Raw genomic sequence first — 22,480 nt, 5'->3', positions numbered from 1 at the left:
CCGCGATGGAGGGCCTTGGGAGTACTAGGATAATACCAGGCCTTCCTGCGCGTTCAAGGCCGCCGCATATGGGTGTCGTCAGTCTCTGAGGTGAACATCATGAAAGCTGCCGTACTCAAAACGCTGGGATCGCCGCTCGTGGTCGAAACCGCTCCGGACCCGGTGCTCGGCACCGGCGAGGTCATCGTCGATGTCGTGGCCACGCGCGTCCTCTCCTACATGAACGAAGTCTTCAGCGGCGAGCGCAACTACGCGCTCGACCTGCCGATCATTCCGGGCCCCGGCGGCATCGGCCGGGTGCGCGAGGTCGGCCCTGACGCCACCAAGCTCAGCGTCGGCGACTGGGTGTTCTGCGACCCGACGGTGCGTTCGCGCGACGACGTCGTGGCGCCCGACATCGCCCTGCAGGGGCTCACGGCCGCAGGCCCCGGCGGCATGAAGCTGCAACGGCATTTCCGCCACGGCTCCTATGCCGAGCAGATGCGGGTGCCGACCGAGAACGTGAAGAAGCTCGGCGAGATCACGCCGGAGGAAGCCTCGCAATGGTGCGCGCTCGGCACGGCGCTGGTGCCTTATGGCGGCTTTCTCGCCGCAAAGCTTCAGCCGGGCGAGACCGTGCTGGTGAGCGGCGCCACCGGCAATTTCGGCAGCGCCGCCGTCTCCGTCGCGCTCGCGATGGGCGCGGCCTGCGTGGTGACGCCCGGCCGCAACGAGGCTGTCATGGCCGACCTCGTCCGCCGCTTCGGCGCGCGGGTGAAGCCGGTCAGGCTGACAGGCAACGAGGACGACGACCGCGAGGCGATGAAGCGCGCCGCGGGAGGCCCGATCGACTGCGTGCTCGACATCATGCCGCCATCGGTGAGCACGCGCGTGGTGCGCGCGGCGGTCATGACGGTGCGCGCTTACGGCCGCGTCGTGCTGATGGGCGGCGTCGGCATGGCGGGAGGACCGGGCCTCGAGCTGCCCTACCCCTGGCTGATGCGCAACTGCATCTCCATCCACGGCGTCTGGATGTATCCGCCGGATGCGGCGAGCCGCCTGATCGGCCTCGTTCGCGCCGGATTGTTGCGGCTCGACGAATACCAGACGACCGACTTCGACCTCGATCACGTCAACGAGGCCGTGGCGCACGCCGCCGCCAATGGCGGGCCGTTCAAGCTGACGGTGATCCGGCCATAGTTGCCCCGCCCGCTGCGGCGATGCGCCGTCGCAGCGGATATGCCCGATCCGTCAAATAGCTGGAAGACGTCACCCCGATCGTAGCCGGCAACCGCCGTCTACTGTGCATGGGGTTGTTTTCGCGGGTTGGTCATTCGAGCTCGATGACCTGGCCGTTCGCCAGCGACACGCGCCGGTCCATGCGGCCGGCGAGCTCCATGTTGTGGGTCGCGATCAGCATCGAGACCCTGGTCGCCTTGACCAGTTGCATCAGCGCCTGGAACACGTGGTCGGCGGTGTGCGGATCGAGATTGCCGGTCGGCTCGTCCGCCAGCAGCACGCGAGGCGCATTGGCGACCGCTCGCGCGATCGCGACGCGCTGCTGCTCGCCGCCCGACAACTCGGCAGGCCGATGCGTGATGCGGTCGCCGAGGCCGAGATAGCCGAGAATCTCCTTGGCGCGCTTGACGCTCTCGGACTTCTTCAGGCCGCGGATCATCTGCGGCAGCATCACGTTCTCGAGCGCCGAGAACTCCGGCAGCAGCCGGTGCGACTGGTAGACGAAGCCGATGTCGCTGCGGCGGAGTTGGGTGCGCTCGATGTCGGGCAGCTGCGAGGTCGGCGCGCCGTTGACATAGACCTCGCCGGAATCGGGCGCCTCGAGCAGGCCCGCAATGTGCAGCAGCGTCGACTTGCCCGAGCCCGACGGCGCGACCAGCGCCACGGATTGGCCGGCCCACAGCGCCAGCTTGGCGTTGTCGAGGATCGTCAGCGCCGCTTCACCCTGGAGGTACTGCCGTTTTATCTCATGGAGATAAATGACCGGTACATCCTCAGCCCCCTGCTGCTGCTCCATCAGCCCCTCACTCGTACCGCAGCGCTTCGACGGGGTCGAGGCGCGCGGCGCGCCACGACGGGTAGAGCGTCGCCAGGAACGACAGCGTCAGCGCCATGACGACGACGGCCGTGGTCTCGCCGACGTCGATCTCGGCGGGCAGTTTCGACAGGAAGTAGAGCTCCGGCGAGAACAATTCGGTCGAGGTCAGCCAGGACAGGAATTGCCGGATGGATTCGATGTTGAGGCAGATCACGAGGCCGACGAAGAAGCCGACCAGCGTGCCGACCACGCCGATCGAGGCGCCCGTGATCAGGAATATCCGCATGATCGAGCCCTGCGAAGCGCCCATCGTCCTCAGGATCGCGATGTCGCTGCCCTTGTCCTTCACCAGCATGATCAGGCCGGAGACGATGTTGAGGGCTGCCACCAGCACGATCATGGTCAGGATCAGGAACATCACGTTGCGCTCGACCTGGAGCGCGTTGAAGAAGGTCGAGTTGCGCTGGCGCCAGTCGACCAGGAACACCGGCCGGCCCGCCGCCTCCGTCACCGATTTGCGGAAGGAATCGATCTTGTCGGGGTTGGTGGTGAACACCTCGATCGAGGTGACGTCGCTGCTACGGTTGAAATAGGCCTGCGCCTCGGCAAGCGGCATGAAGACGAAGCCGAGATCGTATTCGGACATGCCGATCTCGAACACGGCCACGATCTTGTAGGGCTTGATGCGCGGCGTCGTGCCCATCGGCGTCACCGCGCCCTTCGGCGCCACCAGCGTGATGCTGTCGCCGGCATGCAGGGACAGCTGGTCGGCAAGCCGCCGGCCGATCGCAACGCCCTGCCCGTCGTCAAAGCCCTCGAGCGAGCCCTGCTTGATGTTCTTGGCGATGGACGTGAGGTTGTTGAGATCGTCGGAGCGGATGCCGCGCACCAGCACGCCCGAGGCGTTCCAGGGCGAGGACGCCAGCGCCTGGCCGTCGACCACCGGGGCAGCCAGCCGGACGCCCTGGACCTGGCTGATGCGCTCGGCGACGTCCTTCCAGTCGGTCAGCGGCGATTCCAGCGGCTGGACAAGGATGTGGCCATTCAGCCCGAGGATCTTGTCGAGCAGCTCTTTCCGGAAGCCGTTCATCACGGCCATCACGATGATCAGCGTGGCGACGCCGAGCATGATGCCGAGGAAGGAGAACCCGGCGATGACCGAGATGAATCCCTCCTTGCGCCGTGCCCGCAGGTAGCGGGCCGACAGCATCCACTCGAAGGGTGCAAAGGGCGCAGTTTGAACGGTTTCGGTCATGGTTTCATCCATCGCTCGATAATCCCATGATTCGGGGTCAATTGTGGCCGGATTGGCGGCCGGGATATCGGGCGATGAACAATATTCAGCCGACCAGCCGCGCGACCGCGTCCGCAGGCGACATTGTCTCGCGGGAGCCGTCACTGCGTTTCTTGATCTCGACCTTGCCGTCGGCCAGCCCCTTCGGCCCGATCATGATCTGCCAGGGGATGCCGATCAGGTCGGCGGCGGCGAATTTGGCGCCGGCGCGCTGGTCGGTGTCGTCGTAGAGCACATCGGCGCCCTTGGCGGTCAGTTCGGCATAGAGCTTCTCGCAGGCCCCATCGACCGCCGCATCGCCCTGCTTGAGGTTGAGAATCGCGACCCGGAACGGCGCCACCGCCTCCGGCCATTTGATGCCGGCATCGTCATGGCAGGCCTCGATGATGGCGCCGAGCAGGCGCGAGACGCCGACGCCATAGGAGCCGCCATGGATCGGCACGTCGACGCCGTCGGGGCCCGCCACCATCGCCTTCATCGGCTCGGAATACTTCGTGCCGAAATAGAAGATCTGGCCGACCTCGATGCCGCGCGTGTTCACGCGCTTGTCCTCAGGCACTTCCTGCTCGAAGCGCGCTGCGTCATGAACGTCTTCCGTCGCAGCATAGACCGAGGTCCACTGCTTGATGATCGGGGTCAGATCACCGTCATAGTCGACGTCCTCGCCCGGCACCGGCAGGTCCAGCACGTCGCGATTGATGAACACGCCGGATTCGCCGGTTTCGGCGAGCACGATGAATTCGTGGCTGAGATCGCCGCCGATCGGGCCGGTCTCGGCCCGCATCGGAATCGCCTTCAGCCCCATCCGCGCGAAGGTGCGCAGATAGGCGACGAACATCTTGTTGTAGGCGACGCGCGCGGCGGCCTCGTTGAGGTCGAAGGAGTAAGCGTCCTTCATCAGGAACTCGCGGCCGCGCATCACGCCGAAACGCGGACGCTGCTCGTCGCGGAATTTCCATTGAATATGATAGAGATTCAGCGGCAGGTTCTTGTAGGACTTCACGTAGGCGCGGAAGATCTCGGTGATCATCTCCTCGTTGGTCGGTCCGTACAGCAGCTCGCGCTTGTGGCGGTCGGCGATGCGCAGCATCTCCGGGCCATAGGCGTCGTAACGGCCGCTCTCACGCCAGAGGTCGGCGAGCTGGAGCGTCGGCATCAGCAGTTCCAGCGCGCCGGAGCGGTCCTGCTCCTCGCGCACGATCTGCTCGATCTTCTTCAGCACCCGGAAGCCGAGCGGCAACCACGCATAGATACCCGCAGCCTCCTGCCTGATCATGCCAGCACGCAGCATCAGGCGATGCGAGACGATCTCCGCCTCTTTCGGATTTTCCTTCAGAATGGGCAGAAAGAACCGCGACAACCGCATGGCAATACTCTGGGAATCAGTGAGGGGTTGCAGTGAAACCGGATTGGGAGCGAAAACACAAGACCGGGAATGAGGAAAAGCCGCTAAGGCGGCGGAATTCCTGTCATTTTCCCGTTGCCTTCAGGTTCGACTTGAACCGTGTCGGCCTTAAGGCGGTGCGACCTCAAGGTCGTCCTCGAGCGTGATCTTCTCGAAATCGGTCACCAGCGCATCGATCCGCACATGCCAACGGCCGGCGAAGGGCAGCTCCATCTTGCGCACATGCCAATAGCCGTCAGGCCCGAGCTCGGCAGCGCGCTCCATCGGCTCGATGCCACGCTCCGGCAGGCTCAGCGTCAGTGTCGCCTCCTTGGTCTTCAGCGGCGTCGCTTCGCCGGTCATGAGCTGGAGCACGAAATCGTCCACGCCCACCTTCCCCGGGGACACCAGCACCTGGAACATCGCCTTGTCGGTATGGATGTGGATCGCCAGCGGCGTTTCCGGGACGATCGTCCGCGGCGGCGGCGTGAAGCGCCAGCCGGCGACGAGGGCGAAGATGCCGAGCGCAGCCCCGCATTCGAGCAGGATCGAACGTTTGAGCGCGGGCGCCGCTTCTTGATCCGTCGCCAGCGCCGGTGTCAGCCTGTAACGATTGAGAGCCGCGAGCGCTAGGAGGAACAGCACCAACGCCAGCTTGACTGAGAGAATGAGACCATAGCTGGTTTCGACCAAAGCCCTTGGTTTCTCAAGCTGCATGATCGCAAGCGTAAGGCCGGTCAGCGCCAGCACGGCGACCACCGGCATGGCGATGCGCGAGAAGCGGTTCAGGAGCGGCAGCAGCGCCGGCGTCGGCTTCGACAGCAGCGCCGCAAGCGGCGCCAGCGCACCGATCCAGAAGGCGACAGCGAGGCCATGGACGAAGACCGCCGGTCGCGTCAGCATCTCGGGCGATGCCGTTGCGGCGTGCCCAGTCATCGCGAGCGATAGCCCAACGCCGGCGAAGGCGATGGCCGCGAGAGCGCGCGCATGCCACGCTCGCGATAGAGCCATCAGCGCGAGCAGCATCGCCGCGATGGCGACCAGCAACGAGGGACCTGCACTGGTTGCGAATGCGATGGCCCAGGGAGACTTTGTCAGAATCGCTGCGGGCGGGAGACCAAGGAGATCGAGACCCAGCACGCCAAGCGAGACAACGGCGCTCGGAAGACCGACAAGCAGCGCGGCGCGCGGCGCGCCCATGCCCGTCATGGACCACGCAATCCAGCGGCCAAAGAATACGCCCCCGACACCGACAAACAGCCCGAGATAGAGCCCGATCCGCGACATCAAGATCAGCGCGTTCAACCTACCGTCCGCATTGGCCGGAGGTTGCGTGGCGGTCGGCGCGCCGACCGAAAAGATCACCGATCCCGCTACGGGGTGACCATCCTGCGAGATCACCCGATAGCTCACAACCGCCGTGCCCTGCGGAAGGCCCGGCGGCATCGCCATCGAAATGCTCTCGCCCGATGCCGTGACGCGCGCATCGTCGCGCGCTCGGCCCGCGCCGTCGATCAACTGGATCGCACCTGGGGTCACCGCCTCGTTGAAGCGCAACTCGACCGTCTTCGGCGCGCTCGGAAGGATGCTGCCGCTCGCCGGCTCAACCGAGATCAGCGCTGCATGTGCCGACGCTCCGGTCGAGTAGCCGGCAACGAGGAGCAATATCACGAGCGCGGCGAGAAGACGCATTACGGCTTGGGCAGCAGTTTTACGCCAGGCGCCGGCGACTTCTCCTCGTGCGAATGCCCTGCCCCGTCCGCCGGGATTTCGATCCAGCGGCTGATGCCCTTTTCGCATTCCTGCACGACAGGGAAATACAGCGTGGTGTTCGGCTTCAACGTGTCGGTGAGGAAGCTGCTGACCACGAACTCGTCGTAATTCTGGTCCGGCAGCTTGCCTCCGGACCAGACCACTTCCTTCACCCCCGAGGTCAGCTTGTTGCCGTGATAGTCGTAGGCTTTGGCATACTGCCCTTCGACGACATCGACATTCCAGCCGGCCTTCGGCATCGGCTTTGCCGCGATGACGCCCTCAGGGATCTGCACGCGGATCTTGACCGTGGGCGACCCGGCACAGCCGTGCGGCACGGCGAAGACGGCCTTGTAGGACGCACCGACGGTGGCCTGCTTGCCTTCCAGATAAACGTGGGCCGCCGCAGGCGATGCGGCGAGCGCGGCCATCAGGATCAGCCGGGGTGTCTTCGACATGCTCGAGCTCCCGCTAGTTAGATCACACGCATCACATCTTCATTCCCGAATGATCGGGCATTTTCTTCATCATCATGCCTCCACCGCCGCCCGGCGCCTGGGCGCCGACACCCTGGACGTCGAGTGAGATGGAGACCTTGCCGGCCTTCTCGAACTCGAGCGTCACAGGCACCTTCTCGCCCTCCTTGAACGAGCCCTTCAGATCCTGGAGCATCAGGTGATTGCCGCCGGGGGCGAGCTTCACGGTCTTGCCCGGCCCAATGACGAGGCCCTTGTCCAGCGGCCGCATCTTCATCACGCCGTTGTCCATCGCCATCTCGTGGACCTCGGCCTTGCCGGCGATCTCCGCCGACACAGCCACGAGCCTGTCGGGCACGGTCCCCTTATTCTCGATGGTCAGGAAGCCGCCGGCGACCTTGGCGCCGCCGGGCGTCGCCCGGCTCCAGGCCTGCGAGATCACAAGGTCACCGACCTTGACGTCGTCAGCTCGGACGGGGGCTGCGATCATAACAGCCGAGAACGCCGCGAGCGCGAATATGGTTGGAAGCTTTTGCATGTTGACTTGCCTTTCTTGTCGCCGTCGTGAGTGCCCCACCCTTCAGAACGAATACTTGCCGGCGAGAACGAAAGTTCGTCCCGGAAACGGATGGAACAGGAAGTACTGCGCATTAAAGATGTTGTCGATGCCGAAATCGAACGAGAAGTTCTGCGTCGCCTTGTAGTGAATCTTCATATCGAACACTAAAAACGGGTCGAAGGCCTGATAGACGTGTGCAAAGGTGTCGGTGTTATCGAGCGTCGCATATTGCTTTCCTGTGTAGCGTCCAGCGACCGTATAGGCCCAGTTGTCGTTCGGCCGATAGGTAACCCCGACCGTGGAGCGCCATTCTGGAACGTTGGGCACGCGCTTGCCCGTCGCGGTCGTGCCACCGATCGTACTGACAAACGTCGGATCGCTTAGAATCCGAGAGTCGACGTAGGTTACGCTGCCAAATACCTGCAACCCATTGACCAATACATTATCCTTGTCGACCGACAGCTCGATGCCCTGCATCCGGATCGCGTCGACGTTGCCGATGGTCGTCGTGGGAGTCTGACCGCCCGTCGAATTCGTCACGTTCGTGGTTTGCGAGATGATCGCATTGTTGGTTCTCTCCTTGAACAGCGTCAGCCTGACGCGGCCATCGTTCCATTTCCGCTCAACGTTCAATTCACCGGTGAAGTCCTGCTCGGGCTTCAGGTTGGGATTGGCGAACGTCGCGACACCTGCAACCGTTATGTTCTGATACAATTCGGTGACGGTCGGATAGCGATATGACTCACCAAAGCTCGCGGTGACGTTCCACTCCTTGCTGAGATCATAGGAGAGCGAGGCTTTCGGAGAGAAGTTGGTCGAATTGAGTCCTGGCTGGTTCTTTGGGACCGCAACGAAGACCGGAATCGGCGCCGCCGGGATACCGCTGGTGGCGGTCGGATTGGAGTTGATATTGAAACCATCCAGTGAGCGCCAGGTCTCGAGTCGCCCGCCCACCGTCAGCTTCAGATTGGGAACGATTTTCCAGGCGTCCTGCAGCCAAAGTGCACCGGTGCGGGTTTCGCCTACGCCAGTTGTGAAAAGCTGACCGGTGCCGGTCGACGACGTCGCGTACCAGACCGAGGACAAATAGACAGGATTTTCCAGCCGATACCGGTCGCCGTGGATACCGAAGCTGACCTCGTGAAGACCATCAATACCGGACGGCCTCCAGATGCCTTTGGCATCGGCATTCTGCCAGTTTGTACCGTCGTTACGGGTAATTTTGCCGTTCAGCGAATAACCGACCCCGGTCGGGGTCACGGTGAACGGATTGAGGAGAATGTCTTGCAGGTAGTTGTAGCTCGACGCTGAGAGATCGAAATCGAAAACGCCTCTTGTATCGCTTTTGAGCGATACAGCGTTGCTCAAATGCGTCTGATCCCAAGTGTACTTGTTGTTCGCAAACGCACCTTGGCCGCCAAAGGTCGGCTGACCGTTCAACGTCGACGTCAGGTAGGTCTGTGGATCGGAGGTCTGGTGATTGTTCCAGATGCCCAGTGAGTAAGTCGCCTGCACCAGCGGGGAGACATCATAGGCAACTCTCAGATTCCCGGACGTTTGCTGTGAATGCGCCAGCGCGCCCGTACCTATGACATTCGCGACGCCGCCTGTCCTGTTCCACGCGCCGATAGCTCCGCTGGTATTTGCGGGGCCGACGCCAAACACGGTGCCAAAGGTCGTGTAGGTCAGCGGCTGCTGATAACTGTCGAGATGGTTAGCGCTGACGAACCAGGACAGCTTGCCGTCGCGATTGCCCGCAGCAGCGCTGGTCTGGCTCGTCATATAGGTGTCCTTGGTGCCGTATTGATTCCACGGCATGACCGAGACGGTTTCCTTGGCCACGGCAAAGGGCTTGTCCGGCATCCTGGACGTGATCAGCAGGACGCCGCCGATAGAGTTGCCGGGATAGGCGGCCGCAAACGGACCGTTGAGGAAATCGACCCGCCCGATCGCCTCGGGCGAGATCAGATTCCACTTGGGCGAGGCGCCGGAGTTGTTGTTGCCGATCAGCGCCGAGATCAGCAGATCGTCGTAATAGATCAGCGTCCGTGCGCTGGAGTTCAGGCCCCAGCTTCGCGTTGCGAGCACTGCCTGGTTGTCGCCGTCATTTCGCTTCCGCACGAACAGGCTCGGCATGTATTTGACCGCGTCCTCGGGATCCTTGAGGTTGACGGTCTCGTCGGCCTGCTTTGCCGTGATGCCGAACGTACGCTGCGGCAGCTGATAGCGTACCACCGCCGCTGGCTGATCGATCGAGGCCCGGGTGCTGCCCGTGCCCTGCTCATCGGTCGCAGCGACCGAGGTCGGTCGCTCGGCCGTCGGCCTGGCCGAATTCCTTCCGGTAGCGGCGGTCCGCATCGGCTTGCGCGGCTTGAGTTTCACCGTCGCGGGTGCATCGACAGTCACCGCGGGCAACTCCCTTGAGTTGCTCTGGGCGAAAACGCCGCTCGGCGAGGCAAGCAGCGCTGCCTGAACGGCAACGACACTCACGCCGCGGCGGGCATGACGAGATAACATGGGGCATTCCTGACGCCGGCTTTCTTTCCGGCCATTCGACAGCATCAATCGCCCGCGGATGAACCGAGGCGACTACGAGGGTCGTCAGGAAAACTGGGGAGGTCCCCGCGCCTGGGCGCTCGAGCCCTTGTAAGCAGCGAGAGTGGACGCATCCGCCTCGTGCCACACCACGCGCTCGGCATAGCGAAGGGGGATGGACAGAGTCGCATGCGACGGCGAATCAAAGGACGCATTGGCCTGTGCCAGGCAACACAGCGCGCAGGCACCAGCATGCGCCGCCGGCGCGCCGTTCTGATCGTTCGGCGTACCCTGGTCGCTGACGTTATGGCAAATGACAGCGGCAGATAGCGGATCGGCAACGACCTGCCCGGCAGCCCAGCAGGCGGCAATCGGCGCCAGCACCTGCATCACCAACGCGAGCAGGACAACCGGTAAGAATTTTTGCAGCCGAGCGCGCATCCGCCGAACCATTCGTTCGCCTGCTAACTAAACACCGCACCACCCCCGAGTCGAGATCACTTCGCCTGCCTTGTTGGGGACGCGCAAATTTCTCGAAAAATGTGTGAGGAGACCCAGCCCAAGGACCATGTCCGGCATTTGAGGCAGCCGTGCAGGCCTCGCCCATCCACATAATTCTTATATTTGTCATACACTTACGGGATCAACAGCCCGATCATTTCGTCAACTGCTCGAATTTTGAACAATCGTTGCCGAAAATGATGACAAGTGAGAAAAGTTGATCTAGCATCCCTCTTGCTCAGGCCTGACCGCGAGGTCGACGTCTGGTGGTCCAAGTCTCGGGAGGAGCCCCTGGCGCGCAAAACGCAGCGTCGCCCCGTCAATCAAGATCAAATCTTAGAATCGGGGATAATAGGGTCGACACAATTTTTGAGCGGGGCTAGGGCCCCGCTCTTTTTTTGTCTGCTCGACTGACGTGTCGATGAGCACATTTCCCAATCCAATTGAGCTGAGCTTCGAGCTTGCGGCCTCGCGCTGCGCGGATCTCACGCCCCTCGTTTATCAGCGGCTGTTCAACGCGCATCCCGAAACGCGGGCGATGTTCCGGTCGCAAGGTAGCGAACTCGTGATGGGATCGATGCTTGCTCTGACGATCGAGGCGATCCTCGACTTCGCCGGCGAACGCAGCGGGCATTTCCGCCTGATTGCCTGCGAAGTCGCCTCGCACGACGCCTATGGCACGCCGCGCGAGCTGTTCATCGCCTTCTTCGCCGTCATCAGGGACACACTGTGCGAGCTGCTCGGCAATGAATGGTCGCCGAGCATTGCTCAAGCGTGGGACACGCTGCTCGCGGAGATCGAGGCTTTCGCTGGCACAATAGCCTAGCGCTTTGCGCTGCACCAACGCGGCTTGCTGCGATCACATCGTTGATTGCACATTGAGTGGCATCATTTCTTGTGAGACACTTTCCGTCTCGGTAGCGCAATCAATGACGCGCCGACGATAAAATCTATGGGAGCGAGCGATGTCCGGGACGAAAGATTTCTCGACGACGAGGCGCGATCTTCTTCAGGCGGCAGCGACCGCCGGCGCCGCGACTGCCATCCTCGGCAGTATGGGCATAAACCCAGCATTGGCAGCCGAAGTTGGACGATCAGAGAAGCCGCTGAAGGCGGCGTTCTCCAACGCAGGCCTTCAGGCGACCTGGTGCGCCCAGGGCAAGCAGGCCGCGGAATTCTGGGGCAAGCTGTTCAACGTGGAAGTGACCTGGTTCGACGGGCAGCTCGACGCCGTGAAGCAGCGCGCCGCGATCGACAACATGGCCTCGCAGAAATGGGATTTCGTGGCGATCCAGGCCTTTGGCATCGGCACCCTCACCCAGCCCGTGCAGAAGATGATCGACGCCGGCACGCCCGTCATCGACATGGACACGCTGATTGCTCCTCTTGATCAAATCAACGTCCACTCCTTCCTTGCCCCCGACAACGAGTTCATGGGCGCCTCGGTGACGCAGGCGCTGTGCAACGCCATGGGCGGCAAGGGCAAGATCATCATGACGCAAGGAGCCCTCGGCCACACCGGCGCACAGGGCCGTGCCAAGGGCTTCAACTCGGTGGTCAAGCAATTCCCCGGGATCGAGGTGCTCGACACCCAGCCAGCCGACTGGGACGTCTCCAAGACCGCGCGGCTCTGGGAAACGTACCTCACCAAGTACCCGCAGATCGACGCGGCGTTCTTCCACAATGACGACATGGCGCTCGCGGCCGCCAACATCATGAAGGCGCACAACCGCACCAACATCCTGATCGGTGGCGTGGACGCGATGCCGCCGGCGATCCAGGCGGTGAGCGAGGGCCGGATGTTCGCGACGGTGCGCAACCCGTCCTGCCGTATCCATGGCGGCGCGATCATCGCGGGTGTCGCGGCCGTGGTCGGCGGCGAGAAGAGCGGCCAGGGCATCCCCAAGAACGTGGTCACCGACGGCCCCGTCGTGACCAAGGCCAACGCCGCAGGCATGCAGTGGATGGAAGATCACTTCCTGATCTGAAATCTCCATGCCTGAGGGTCGTCAGCCCATCCTGGAACTCCAGGGCATCACGAAGAGCTTCGGCGGCGTCGAGGCACTTCGTGGTGTCGACTTCGCGCTTCTGCCCGGCGAGATCCACGGTCTCGTCGGCGAGAACGGCGCGGGAAAAAGCACGCTGATGAAGATCATCGCCGGCGTGCACACGGAATTCTCCGGCCGTTTCCTGATCGACGGGAAGGAGACGCATTTTCGCTCCGCACGCGATGCGCACGCGGCCGGCATCGCCATGGTGCATCAGGAGCTCTCCGTCGCGCCCGATCTGACGGTCGCCGAGAACGTCTTCCTCGGCAACCAGCCGACCAACGCCCTTGGCCTGGTGCAATGGCGGCGGATGGCGCGCGAGGCCGGCGAGCAGCTTTCCCGCTTCGGCATCGACGTCGATCCGATGTCACGGCTCGGCGATCTGCCGATCGGGCTCCAGCAGCTGATCGAGATCGCCCGCGTGCTGTTCTCGGGCGCGCGCATCGTCATCCTGGACGAGCCGACTTCCGCCCTCTCCCCGCCGGAGGTCGAGCGGCTGTTCGCGACGCTGCGGCGGCTGCGCGAGGAAGGCACCGCCATCGTCTTCATCTCGCATTTCATCGAGGACATTCTTCGCGTGTCCGACACAGTCACCGTGTTCCGCAATGGCCGGAAGGTCGCGGAGACCGCAAGCGCGGCAACTACCAAGGGCGCGCTGATCGAGGCCATGATCGGCCGCGGCGGCGAGGCGCTCGAGCACAGTTACACCGACGATCTCATGCTGCCGCGGCCAAGCGACAGTTCGGTCGTGCTGAAGGTCGACCAACTGTCACTGGCACGCAGCCTCAAGGACGTCTCCTTCGAGGCCCGCGCCGGCGAGGTGCTCGGCATCTACGGTTTCATGGGCTGCGGCCAGCAGGAGCTGTCGCGCATCCTGTTCGGCAAGCTCAAGCCTGACGCCGGCACGCTGATCGTCGAGGGCACGCCAAAGACCTTCGCCAGCACGGCAGCGGCGCGGCGCGCGGGCGTGGCGCTGGTGCCGGAGAGCCGGCGCGCCATGCTGTTCCACCAGGAGCCGGTCTTCAAGAACATCTCGATCAGCATCCTGGACCGCATCTCCTCGCTGCTGCTCAAGCCGGCGCAGGAGCGCGAGATTGCGCGGCGCCAGGTCGAGCAATTGCAGATCAGGCCGCCGGTCGTCGGCCTCGACCTCGGCATGCTCTCCGGCGGCAACCAGCAGAAGGTCGCGCTGGCAAAATGGTTGACCTATCCGCCCAAGCTGCTGGTGCTGTGCGAGCCGACGCGCGGCATGGATGTCGGCGCCAAGAACGACGTCATCAACATCGTCCGCGACCTCCGCGCCAAGGGGCTCGCAATCATCGTGCTGTCGACCGAGCCGGAAACGGTGCTGTCGCTGGCCGACCGCATCCTCGTGCTCAAGCGCGGCGCGGTGGTGCGGGAGTTCAAGAACGAGCCGGTCAGCAAAGACCGCCTGCTGGAGGCGGCGTGACGGAGAAGCACCATGGCGAGCAGTGAGACGGCAGCAGCGGCGGGGCAGCGCACACGGGGCCTTGCGCCCTTCCTGCGCTCGCAGATGCGCAACATCGCGCCGTTCCTGACGCTGATCTGCCTGTCCGCCTTCTTCGCCTTCGCCAGCCCCTCCTTCGCGACGATCGACAATCTCGGCAACATCCTGACACAGGTGTCGGTGACGGGCATCATCGCCGTCGGCCTGACCTTCGTGATCCTCTGCGCCGAGATCGACCTGTCGATCGCCAGCATCGCCAACGTCACCGGCATCGCGGTCGCCTACTTCACGCTGCAGGAATCCTACGTCAACATCGCCAACATCCCGCTGCCCGGCGTCGTCGCCATCCTGCTGTCGATCCTGCTCTGCGCAGCTCTCGGTCTCGTCAACGCGCTCGGGCTGACGGTGATCGGCATTCCCTCATTCATCATGACGCTGGCGATGATGCAGATCGCGGCCGGCATCTCGGCGCTCCTGGTGCGCGGCCAGATCGCCTACAAGGTGCCTGGTCTCGTCACCACGCTCGGCTCGGGCTCGATCGGCGGTATTCCCTGGATCGTCATCGTCGCGGCGGTCATGCTGCTCGGCGGGCACCTCGTGCTGACCTACACGCGCTTCGGCCGCTACGTCTACATGGTCGGGGGAAATCGCGAGGCGGCCGAATATTCCGGCCTCAACGTCAAGCTCATCTTAGGCAGCGTGATGATCATCTCCGCGGTCTGCTCCGGCATCGGCGGCATGCTCGGCGTCGCTCATTTCGGCAGCGCGCAGCAGAACGAGTTCGACACCTACCTCCTCGACTCCATCGCCGCCGTCGTCGTCGGCGGCACCAGCCTGTTCGGCGGCCGCGGCGGCATCGGCAACACCATCGTCGGCCTGTTCGTGCTCGGTGTCCTCAACAACGGCCTCGACCACGTCAACATCGACAGTTTCCTGAAGATCCTGATCCGCGGCGTGATCCTCCTGGTCGCGCTGATCATCAACGTCTATGCCCAGCGGCTGCGAGAAAAAGCGGCGGACTAGACGCCTTCACATCAAAAGCGCCAAAACAACCCCATGCACAGTACAAATCATTGGGGAATTTGGCGCCGAGCAGTCTGCGCTCTTTCCGAATTTCAGTTTGACACGTCGGGCAAAACAGGAGCACGATGTCATCATCGCCTCCTCCGTTGGACAGCGCGCCGGCATCAAGCCAGCGACGGGAGGTTCGATCGGTTTGCGTGCTCATCCAGGTCCGTCAAGGCTCCTCACACCTTCCCCATTGGCTGGACTACTCTTGGAACCAAAGACTTTGGTGACTTCCTCGACCTTTCCCTGATAGCAATAGAACGATCATCGATAACGCGCTCAGTGGGCATCGGTGGCTGAGAGAGACGCGCGCTCCCGCCTGGAACCAAGGGGACGCACCATGGATACACCCATCGAAGCGAAGCCGCATCGGCATCCGGCGGCCCAATGCCCGCGGTGCGATGGAACACCACGCCTCGATCCGACGCTTTCCGGACATTCCCGGAGGAACCGTTGTGCTCGTCATTCGCTGTCGCAGATGCAGCGAAATGACCTGGGGCGACCAACATGACCGGCATGACCAGATACTATTTCGACGTGCGTGACGGCGACACCCTGGCCATTGACGAAGAGGGAATGGAATTGCGGGATCTCGCAGCTGCGCAGGCTGAAGCTGCGGAGTCCTTTGCCGATGTGGTTCGCGATGTCGCACGAGACATGGCAAAAAACGGCGGCGTAATCCGGATGGCCATCGAAGTGCGCGACGACAAAGGCGACCTTCTGCAGGTCGGATATACTTTTAGGAATCGCCGGCTGGATTGAGGTTGCCGTTGTGCTCGCGATGCGTATTCCCGTCTGACCGGCGCGAGCCTGATCAACTCACATTGGTGGAGACAACGTCACGCCGGCTCGTCCGAGGGCCGCCGTCAAGCGGTCGAGGTCGAACGGCTTCGTCAGCAGTTGAACGCCTTCGGCGACGGAAAAGCGCTTTCTGACATCCTCGTCCGCGTAGCCGGTTGCCAGCACGACCGGAAGGTCCGGATACAGCGCGCGCAGTTCCGTAACCAGCTCGTCTCCCGGCCTGTCCGGCAACCCCAAGTCGACGATGGCCCCCACAAGATCGTCGATTCCCGAGCGCGCCTTGGCTGCGGCTTCGCCGAAACTCGCGGCCGCATCCACCGAGAACCCGGCTTCCGCCAGCATGTCCGAGACGAGCAAATTCAGGAGAAATTCGTCTTCGACCAGAAGGACACGGCCAGGCCCTGGACGCCTGCTGTCGAGCAATCCACGAATCCGGTTGCCGAGTGCGGCGAAAGAAAATGGCTTGCTGAGCAGCTCGATCTCCGGATCGAGCCGGCCTTCCCGGATCAAAACGTCGCCGGCGTAAGCCGTCGTGATCAGGACCTTCAATTCCGGATGCAGTCCCCGTGCGCGATCCGCGAGCATCTTGCCGTTGATGCGGCCGGGAAGTCCGAGATCAGTGAACAACAGGTCGAAGGTCGTCTCTCCTTGCAGCAACCGGAGCGCCGCATCTGCGTCAGCGGCCTCGACGACGGTGTAACCGAGCTCACGCAGGTTACCCACGGTGATGGCGCGGACATCCTCGTCGTCTTCAACCGCGAGAATGATTTCGCCGCTGCGCGCCCGCGGAATGGCCTCGAGCTCGGAGCTACTCTCGGCATGTTGCGCCACCTGATCCGAACCCGGCGCCGCCTTGGGTAGATAAATATCGATCCTGGTCCCGACGTTGACCTCGCTGCGAAGCCTGAGATAGCCCCCGCTCTGCTTGACGAAGCCATAGACCTGGCTCAACCCGAGCCCAGTCCCTCGCCCATCGCCCTTGGTCGTAAAGAACGGCTCCAAGACCCGGTTCAGGACGTCCGCCGTCATACCTTCTCCGGTATCGGCGACCGAGATCCTGACGTGAGGCCCCGCCTTGTCGCTGGCGTCATCGGTATCATCACGGGCGAAATCGATGTTCTCGGTCGTGATCACGAGCTCGCCGCCATCAGGCATCGCGTCCCGCGCATTGACCGCCAGGTTAAGGATCGCCGCCTCCAGTTCCGTCGGATCGACCTCCACGGCCCACAGCTGGCTCGGAATGTCCGCGCGCACCGTAATCCTCTCGTCGAATGTTCGCTGCAGCAAATCCGACATGCCGGCGAGCAGGCCGGACAGGTCGACTTGGCGAAATTCGAGGGGTTTGCGCCTCGCAAAAGCGAGCAGCTTGCTGGTCAGGAGCACGGCCTGCTGGGCACCGCGCGTGGCATTGTCGAGCAGCGAGCCGAGTTCGCTGCCTTCCCGTCCGTTACGGCGCCTTGCACTCTCCAGATTGCCAAGAACCACGGCCAGCAGATTGTTGAAGTCGTGGGCGATGCCCGCGGTCAGGCGCCCAATCGCCTCCATCTTGGCCGCATGCCGCGTGCGATCCTCCATGGCGCGGCGCTCGGATACATCGCGCACGCTCGCAAGACGCGCCGGACGGCCGTCCCAGCTGGTCTCCACGGTACGGATCTCCGCATCCACCAATCCGCCTCCCGGTTGGTGGATTGCAATCTCGCTCATCTCGTCAACCACGATCGGCAGCCCGATCGGAGATCCGATCAAGGCGTTGGATGGCTGGCCGAACAGTCGCTCTGCCGCCGGATTGGCGAACAGCACGAGCCCGGCTCCATCCACGACGATGATTCCGTCGGCATTCTTTTCGATCAGGAACTGAAAATCCGACTGCTCGACCTTCGAGCCGCTCTCGCTGTCCGCCATGCAAATTCCAACTGCCGTTCGTGCGGATATCATTCTCTGAAGACGTTCGGCGCTTCCTTGAACGGATCGCCCAGATGCATGCCCGAACCATCGATGGAAAATCGCCGGATCTCCTTGGCATGCTCGCTGCCGCGCATCTTCAGCACCATCAATCCGCGGTGCATGATCTCCTGCTCCTGAATGTAGCGCAGCAGGATGATGGAGTCGGTCATCGTGGAGATGTGCTGCTCGCTCGCACTCTCGCCTCCGAGCAGCGACTTGCTCGTCGCCGTGCAGAGGCCCGCGATCTCCCTCTTCTTGATGAAGGAGGTCAGGCTGATCAGGAACTCGCGGAAGCCGGTCTCCGGGGCGATGCGCTCCAGCGCAGAGAGGCTGTCCACCGCAATCCGGTTCGGCTTGAATTCGTCGACCATGCCCTGGATGGTCAGCAAATGATCGGGCAGGCCCTGCGCTTCAGGATAAAGGCTGACAACCTTCAGTCTGCCTTCGGCTTCCATGCGGGCGAAATCGGCGCCCCAGCCGCTGGCGTTGCGGAACAGCTGTCCACGACTTTCCTCGTAGCCGAACATCAGCACCTTCTCGCCAGCCTCGACGCCCCCGGACACGAAATTGGTCACGAGGAGCGTCTTGCCCGTACCCGTGGCGCCACTGACTAGCGTGACACTGTCGCGGAAGAAGCCTCCCCCGCACATCTCGTCGATATCGGCATTGCCGCTCGTGACCCGGACGGTGCTCGAATGTTGCTCCAGACGCAGCGACGACAGCGGAATGGCCACCATGCCGCGGCCGCCGAGCAGCGTAAACGGCGCTTCGCCCTCGACGTGGTGGCTGCCGCGCATCTTCAGAACCTCGATCGTACGACGGCGCTTTTCGCGATAGAGGACGTTTCGCAGAATCACGACGTTGTCCGCGACGAATTCCTCGAGCCGATGCCGCGTGATCTCGCCGTACTCGCTGTTCCGCTCCGCCGTCATCAACACCGTAAGCCCCGACTTCTTGAGCGCAGTGCTGATGTGAAACAGTTCACGACGCAGGATCTTGGGATCGCCGATGAAGTGATCGAACAATTGCGTCAGCGAATCCAGCACGACGCGCTGGGCATTGACGCTCTTGGCCGCGTGCTGAATTCGCGACAGCAGGCCTGCGAGATCGAAGTCTCCGATGACGAGCTCGTCGTTCGGCGGCGGGCTTGCATCGACGAATGCGAGGCGGCCGCCCTTTCTCCATTCTGCCAGATCCCAGCCGAATCCGCTCATGTTTGCCTCGATGTCGGCCGGCGGCTCTTCGAAGGTGACCAACACGCCATTCTCGTCGAAGTGCGTAATGCCGTGAGCCAGAAACTGGGTGGCAAACACCGTTTTTCCGCTGCCGGGCGTCCCGCCGACCACCGTCGAACGCGCCCGCGGCAAGCCGCCCATGACGAGGTCATCGAAGGCTTCGACTCCGGTCTTGACCCGCTCCAGGACGCCGGTGACTTCTATTTCCTCAGCAGTCATGCCTCGTCCTTTTCGTCGATCCCGAGAAATTCAAGAACCCGCGCCGTGTCGCTGAGATCACCGACGATGCGGCGGGTACGAACCGCATCTTCGTAAGACAGAGTAGGCGTGGCGATGATGCGAGCGCTTTCGGCGAGCTCCGGCCGCTCCAGCACGTCGACGGTCTCGACTTCCCATCCATGGGAGCCGAGTGAAACGCGCAAGAGTTCCAGATTGTGTTGGGCCCGGCGCGAGCTGGCCGAATTCCCGGCGACATAGAGTCGGAGCAAGCGAGCGGCCACGGAGACATTGCCTCATCTTTTGACCGCCCGCCCTATGGCGATGCGCCCCGCGGCGCTGCAGCATTCGAACTACGGATGCTCCCAGCGAATCCAACGAGCCATCGCAGGGAACAGCAAGCAATCCGCTCGCGCAAGAGAGCGAGAACTACTAGGTAACTAGTAGATGCCTCATCGCTACGGCGCTCGCTTGTCGGCGAAAGGCTGCCTCGCGCCGCGCAAGCTCTCGGCAGTGATGCCACGCTCCCTGGCCCACAGAATTGCGGCACTGCGCCGATGCACCCCGATCTTGCGGTACAGCGAGGAAATGTGATTGCGCACGGTGTTCTGCGACAGATTGAGCCGATCGCTCATCTCGAGATCGCTCTTGCCCTTGCAGATCAGTCCGAGAATCTCCTTCTCGCGCGAGGTGAGAACATCGAGATCCTGTGCCGTCGCATGAGACGATGCGAAAGTCAGCGTCTTGATCCGATCGATGATGCTGCGGGCAAAAGACGTCGTATCCGCCAGCACCGCGGCAATGGCGGCCTCGCGTTCCGCGGGTTCGCGCTCCTGGACCACGCAAACCGGGGTTGGCATGCCTTTGATGGTCACGGTTTCGGCAGACACGAAACAGTCGACCGCACGCGCGTCTTCGTTGCGAAGCGGCAAGTCGAGCTGCTTCACTTCACCGTCGAGGCTTCGCCTGGCGGTGCTGTCCATTCCCACCACCTGGCCGTCGACATCGACGAAGATGATTCCGCCGCGCGCGGCAGAAATGGTCTGCTCCAACTGACCGCTTTCGCACGAATCATCGCTTACCACCTGGTCCATCACTGGCCCCCTGTGTTGTCTGGATTGTCGCTTCTGATTGGGTTGCCTTATCAACGTGGAAGGGGACGATCTGGTTCCTTGCGACCAAGTCCCTGGTAATTATTGACTATCTGCGGGAACCGCCGATTTGCTCCGAACCGCGCGTGCAGAATTGCCCGGATCAAATGAATATGCGCTGTACGTCAAAATATCCCGGGCGCAATTCGACGATACCGCCTGCGCGGGCGGCGGCCTTCGCCCCCGACCTGTCTCGGCGGGCCGGCGTGCCGTCCGCACCGGATCTGCGAGCTGCTTGCAGCGTCGAAGCGTCAGTGCGGCGTGAATTGGTTCAGGTCGTAAATCCCCGTCTGTTCCCGTCATTGCGAGCGGGTACACCTCGTACGAGATCGTCAGCCAGATAGCTCCGGCTGCCAGTCGCGCAGCTTCCGCGCAGCCCCGGTAACGTCGGCGATGGTCCGAAACGCCACCGCCTCGACCATCATCCCGCGCGCGAGCCTGACGGCGCGCGCTTCGCTGATCGCCCGCGTCTTCGGGTCCTCGATCAGCTCGAAATCGATATTGTGGGCGAGGCCGAAAATGCGGCGAATGGTTTTGGCGGCGGCGAAGCCGACCGTGTCGGTGAACAGGCGCTGCACGTACGCTTGCCGCTCGGCCTCGAGGCGCATCGCGCCCTTCTCGCCGGCAAAGAGCGAAACCGGATAGGCATCGCCGCTCGCCTCCGTGCGCCAGAGGTCGAGGAATTTTCGCGCGAATTCGTTCCAGACCTGCTCGACCGTCTCCAGCACCCAGGTTTCGAATTCGCGCCGCTCGCCCGGCGCCCGCTCGTGGCCGGCCGAGGCGAAGTAGGCCATCAGCAGATTGGCCAGCACCGCGCCGACGTCGAAGCCCATCGGGCCGTAGAAGGCGAATTCAGGGTCGATCACCCGCGTCTCCGACGCCGTCACCATGATCGAGCCGGTGTGGAGATCGCCGTGCAGCAGTGCCTCGGGGCTCGCCATGAACTTCAGCTTCAGCCTGCTGATCGCGACATGCAGCTCCATGTCCTCGCGCAAGGATGCGGCAAGGCCATCGAGATACGGCGCGGTCCAGCGGTTCTGCTCGGCGATGCGGTAGGGATCGGTGAAGATCAGGTCCTCGGTGATCTTGCACAGCGCGTGGTTGCCGGCGAAGGCCGCGATGGCCTCCTTCTTCTCGGCGGCCGTGCGCGCGAGGTCGGAGGTGAAGAACAGCGTCCGCGCGATGAAGGTCGTGATGTCGCCAACGAAGGCCCGATAGCGCGTGCCAGCGACCAGCCCCTTGCGCATGATAATGTGGGGCTCGAGCAGCTCCATCACGGTGAGCGCCAGCGTCTCGTTGTGATGCAGCAGTGCCGGCACCAGGCCCGGCGCGAGCTTGGCCTGTCGGGACAGTGCGAGATATTCGTAATGCGCCCGCGACAGCGGCAGCGGCCAGCTCTCGCCAACCAGGCGGACATAGGGCAGCGCCTGCTTCACGGCGATGCCGCCGCTCGCCCCCTTCACGATGAAGACGAGATTGAGATTGCCGTCGCCGACCTCGGTGATGGCCCAGCCGGCCGGCTCACCGCCGAGCAACGCCTTGATATCAGGCAGGCCTGCGAGATAGTCCCGCAAGGCCGCTTCCTGAAGAATCCGATAATCCCCCGTCCGGCTCCCGGTCATGGCGATCCCATCCCGTATGTTTGGGCCGGATCGTTACTCCCGCTCCAGGAAGCTCGAGCCGATCTCGGCCTTTCTCTTGATGGGATCGTAATCGCAATAAACGTTGTCCGCCACCAGCGTGTAGCTGGCGCTGACGCTGTATTTATCAAGCTTGACCGAGTTCAGGCCGATCACCGAAGTGCTTTTTCCGCCGTTCCATTTGAACGGCGTCGAACTCTTGGCCTGCTCGCAGGCCATCACGGCTTCGTTGAAGACGTAGCCCTCGACGAACGCTTTCAACGTTCGCACCTGCACGGCCGTCTTCCACTCGAAATAGCCGATGCCGCCAAGGGCGGCGACAACGAGCACCAGAAGCGCGACAACGATCCTCTGAAAAGTCATTTGCTCCCCC

At 62.9% G+C, this 22,480-nt stretch carries 20 protein-coding genes; 6 read left to right on the top strand and 14 right to left on the bottom strand.

Features of this window, described 5'->3' with window-relative positions; all coding sequences use genetic code 11:
- The first annotated feature begins 99 nt into the window (after positions 1-99).
- Positions 100-1,179 carry a zinc-binding alcohol dehydrogenase family protein gene (locus tag XH90_RS17585; RefSeq protein ID WP_194475633.1) on the top strand — a complete coding sequence of 360 codons (1,080 nt, stop codon included), beginning with the start codon at positions 100-102 and terminating at the stop codon, positions 1,177-1,179.
- A gap of 130 nt (positions 1,180-1,309) precedes the next feature.
- Here the strand turns inward: XH90_RS17585 and XH90_RS17580 are convergent, their stop codons facing one another.
- The 8 genes from XH90_RS17580 to XH90_RS17545 form a co-directional block, all read right to left on the bottom strand.
- Positions 1,310-2,014 (bottom strand): ABC transporter ATP-binding protein, encoded by a 705-nt coding sequence (locus XH90_RS17580; RefSeq protein WP_194475632.1) that lies wholly within the window; start codon positions 2,012-2,014, stop codon positions 1,310-1,312.
- A 7-nt stretch (positions 2,015-2,021) separates the two neighbouring features.
- On the bottom strand, positions 2,022-3,302 hold the full coding sequence (locus XH90_RS17575; RefSeq protein WP_194475631.1) for a lipoprotein-releasing ABC transporter permease subunit: 1,281 nt from the start codon (positions 3,300-3,302) through the stop codon (positions 2,022-2,024).
- Positions 3,303-3,375: 73 nt separating this feature from the next.
- The gene (gene proS / locus XH90_RS17570; protein ID WP_194475630.1) at positions 3,376-4,695 is read right to left on the bottom strand and encodes a proline--tRNA ligase; all 1,320 of its coding nucleotides are present in this window, start codon (positions 4,693-4,695) and stop codon (positions 3,376-3,378) included.
- A 147-nt stretch (positions 4,696-4,842) separates the two neighbouring features.
- On the bottom strand, positions 4,843-6,405 hold the full coding sequence (locus XH90_RS17565; protein ID WP_194475629.1) for a copper resistance CopC/CopD family protein: 1,563 nt from the start codon (positions 6,403-6,405) through the stop codon (positions 4,843-4,845).
- Positions 6,405-6,923 carry a YcnI family protein gene (locus tag XH90_RS17560; RefSeq protein ID WP_194475628.1) on the bottom strand — a complete coding sequence of 173 codons (519 nt, stop codon included), beginning with the start codon at positions 6,921-6,923 and terminating at the stop codon, positions 6,405-6,407. The genes XH90_RS17565 and XH90_RS17560 overlap by 1 nt, the downstream gene beginning before the upstream one ends.
- 31 nt (positions 6,924-6,954) lie before the next feature.
- Positions 6,955-7,479 (bottom strand): copper chaperone PCu(A)C, encoded by a 525-nt coding sequence (locus tag XH90_RS17555; RefSeq protein ID WP_194475627.1) that lies wholly within the window; start codon positions 7,477-7,479, stop codon positions 6,955-6,957.
- A gap of 42 nt (positions 7,480-7,521) precedes the next feature.
- Positions 7,522-10,062 carry a TonB-dependent receptor gene (locus XH90_RS17550; RefSeq protein ID WP_246755516.1) on the bottom strand — a complete coding sequence of 847 codons (2,541 nt, stop codon included), beginning with the start codon at positions 10,060-10,062 and terminating at the stop codon, positions 7,522-7,524.
- Between the two features lie 39 nt (positions 10,063-10,101).
- A complete protein-coding gene (locus XH90_RS17545; protein ID WP_194475626.1) occupies positions 10,102-10,476 on the bottom strand; it encodes a DUF2946 family protein in 375 nt (124 codons plus the stop codon).
- Between the two features lie 481 nt (positions 10,477-10,957).
- On the opposite strand from XH90_RS17545, the gene XH90_RS17540 reads away from it, so the two are divergent.
- The 5 genes from XH90_RS17540 (at position 10,958) to XH90_RS17520 (ending at position 15,882) form a co-directional block, all read left to right on the top strand.
- Positions 10,958-11,362, top strand: a complete 405-nt coding sequence (locus XH90_RS17540) for a globin (protein ID WP_194475625.1) — start codon at positions 10,958-10,960, stop codon at positions 11,360-11,362.
- A gap of 139 nt (positions 11,363-11,501) precedes the next feature.
- Complete coding sequence (locus XH90_RS17535; RefSeq protein ID WP_177248174.1) at positions 11,502-12,524, top strand: sugar ABC transporter substrate-binding protein; 1,023 nt, start codon at positions 11,502-11,504, stop codon at positions 12,522-12,524.
- 7 nt (positions 12,525-12,531) lie between these two features.
- A complete protein-coding gene (locus XH90_RS17530; RefSeq protein WP_194475624.1) occupies positions 12,532-14,034 on the top strand; it encodes a sugar ABC transporter ATP-binding protein in 1,503 nt (500 codons plus the stop codon).
- Positions 14,035-14,046: 12 nt separating this feature from the next.
- Positions 14,047-15,075 carry an ABC transporter permease gene (locus XH90_RS17525; protein WP_194475623.1) on the top strand — a complete coding sequence of 343 codons (1,029 nt, stop codon included), beginning with the start codon at positions 14,047-14,049 and terminating at the stop codon, positions 15,073-15,075.
- Between the two features lie 552 nt (positions 15,076-15,627).
- Positions 15,628-15,882 (top strand): hypothetical protein, encoded by a 255-nt coding sequence (locus XH90_RS17520; protein WP_309493975.1) that lies wholly within the window; start codon positions 15,628-15,630, stop codon positions 15,880-15,882.
- A 57-nt stretch (positions 15,883-15,939) separates the two neighbouring features.
- Here XH90_RS17520 and XH90_RS17515 read toward each other — a convergent pair whose 3' ends face one another.
- From XH90_RS17515 to XH90_RS17490, 6 genes are all read right to left on the bottom strand, one after another.
- Positions 15,940-17,823, bottom strand: a complete 1,884-nt coding sequence (locus XH90_RS17515) for a response regulator (protein ID WP_194475622.1) — start codon at positions 17,821-17,823, stop codon at positions 15,940-15,942.
- Positions 17,824-17,852: 29 nt separating this feature from the next.
- The gene (kaiC, locus tag XH90_RS17510) at positions 17,853-19,319 is read right to left on the bottom strand and encodes a circadian clock protein KaiC (RefSeq protein WP_194475621.1); all 1,467 of its coding nucleotides are present in this window, start codon (positions 19,317-19,319) and stop codon (positions 17,853-17,855) included.
- Complete coding sequence (locus XH90_RS17505) at positions 19,316-19,600, bottom strand: circadian clock KaiB family protein (protein ID WP_194475620.1); 285 nt, start codon at positions 19,598-19,600, stop codon at positions 19,316-19,318. The genes kaiC and XH90_RS17505 overlap by 4 nt, the downstream gene beginning before the upstream one ends.
- 174 nt (positions 19,601-19,774) lie before the next feature.
- The gene (locus XH90_RS17500) at positions 19,775-20,410 is read right to left on the bottom strand and encodes a response regulator transcription factor (RefSeq protein WP_194475619.1); all 636 of its coding nucleotides are present in this window, start codon (positions 20,408-20,410) and stop codon (positions 19,775-19,777) included.
- 389 nt (positions 20,411-20,799) lie between these two features.
- Positions 20,800-22,089, bottom strand: coding sequence for an S-methyl-5-thioribose kinase (gene mtnK / locus XH90_RS17495; protein WP_194475618.1), 1,290 nt, complete (start codon positions 22,087-22,089; stop codon positions 20,800-20,802).
- Between the two features lie 33 nt (positions 22,090-22,122).
- Positions 22,123-22,470, bottom strand: a complete 348-nt coding sequence (locus XH90_RS17490) for a hypothetical protein (protein WP_194475617.1) — start codon at positions 22,468-22,470, stop codon at positions 22,123-22,125.
- Positions 22,471-22,480: the final 10 nt, after the last annotated feature.

It is taken from the genome of Bradyrhizobium sp. CCBAU 53338 (assembly GCF_015291665.1).
GTDB lineage: Bacteria > Pseudomonadota > Alphaproteobacteria > Rhizobiales > Xanthobacteraceae > Bradyrhizobium.
Note: the sequence above shows the minus strand (reverse complement) of the source record. Positions and strands in the feature narration are given on the sequence as shown.

What these genes read in the sequence shown, in the direction of transcription:
- kaiC (WP_194475621.1), bottom strand. Translation starts at nt 19,319, where the DNA reads ATGACTGCTGAGGAAATAGAAGTCACCGGCGTCCTGGAGCGGGTCAAG.
- XH90_RS17565 (WP_194475629.1), bottom strand. Translation starts at nt 6,405, where the DNA reads ATGCGTCTTCTCGCCGCGCTCGTGATATTGCTCCTCGTTGCCGGCTAC.
- XH90_RS17520 (WP_309493975.1), top strand. Translation starts at nt 15,628, where the DNA reads ATGACCGGCATGACCAGATACTATTTCGACGTGCGTGACGGCGACACC.
- XH90_RS17530 (WP_194475624.1), top strand. Translation starts at nt 12,532, where the DNA reads ATGCCTGAGGGTCGTCAGCCCATCCTGGAACTCCAGGGCATCACGAAG.
- XH90_RS17540 (WP_194475625.1), top strand. Translation starts at nt 10,958, where the DNA reads ATGAGCACATTTCCCAATCCAATTGAGCTGAGCTTCGAGCTTGCGGCC.
- XH90_RS17580 (WP_194475632.1), bottom strand. Translation starts at nt 2,014, where the DNA reads ATGGAGCAGCAGCAGGGGGCTGAGGATGTACCGGTCATTTATCTCCAT.
- XH90_RS17515 (WP_194475622.1), bottom strand. Translation starts at nt 17,823, where the DNA reads ATGGCGGACAGCGAGAGCGGCTCGAAGGTCGAGCAGTCGGATTTTCAG.
- XH90_RS17585 (WP_194475633.1), top strand. Translation starts at nt 100, where the DNA reads ATGAAAGCTGCCGTACTCAAAACGCTGGGATCGCCGCTCGTGGTCGAA.
- XH90_RS17525 (WP_194475623.1), top strand. Translation starts at nt 14,047, where the DNA reads ATGGCGAGCAGTGAGACGGCAGCAGCGGCGGGGCAGCGCACACGGGGC.
- XH90_RS17575 (WP_194475631.1), bottom strand. Translation starts at nt 3,302, where the DNA reads ATGGATGAAACCATGACCGAAACCGTTCAAACTGCGCCCTTTGCACCC.
- XH90_RS17560 (WP_194475628.1), bottom strand. Translation starts at nt 6,923, where the DNA reads ATGTCGAAGACACCCCGGCTGATCCTGATGGCCGCGCTCGCCGCATCG.
- XH90_RS17500 (WP_194475619.1), bottom strand. Translation starts at nt 20,410, where the DNA reads ATGGACCAGGTGGTAAGCGATGATTCGTGCGAAAGCGGTCAGTTGGAG.
- proS (WP_194475630.1), bottom strand. Translation starts at nt 4,695, where the DNA reads ATGCGGTTGTCGCGGTTCTTTCTGCCCATTCTGAAGGAAAATCCGAAA.
- XH90_RS17490 (WP_194475617.1), bottom strand. Translation starts at nt 22,470, where the DNA reads ATGACTTTTCAGAGGATCGTTGTCGCGCTTCTGGTGCTCGTTGTCGCC.
- XH90_RS17545 (WP_194475626.1), bottom strand. Translation starts at nt 10,476, where the DNA reads ATGCGCGCTCGGCTGCAAAAATTCTTACCGGTTGTCCTGCTCGCGTTG.
- XH90_RS17535 (WP_177248174.1), top strand. Translation starts at nt 11,502, where the DNA reads ATGTCCGGGACGAAAGATTTCTCGACGACGAGGCGCGATCTTCTTCAG.
- mtnK (WP_194475618.1), bottom strand. Translation starts at nt 22,089, where the DNA reads ATGACCGGGAGCCGGACGGGGGATTATCGGATTCTTCAGGAAGCGGCC.
- XH90_RS17555 (WP_194475627.1), bottom strand. Translation starts at nt 7,479, where the DNA reads ATGCAAAAGCTTCCAACCATATTCGCGCTCGCGGCGTTCTCGGCTGTT.
- XH90_RS17550 (WP_246755516.1), bottom strand. Translation starts at nt 10,062, where the DNA reads ATGCTGTCGAATGGCCGGAAAGAAAGCCGGCGTCAGGAATGCCCCATG.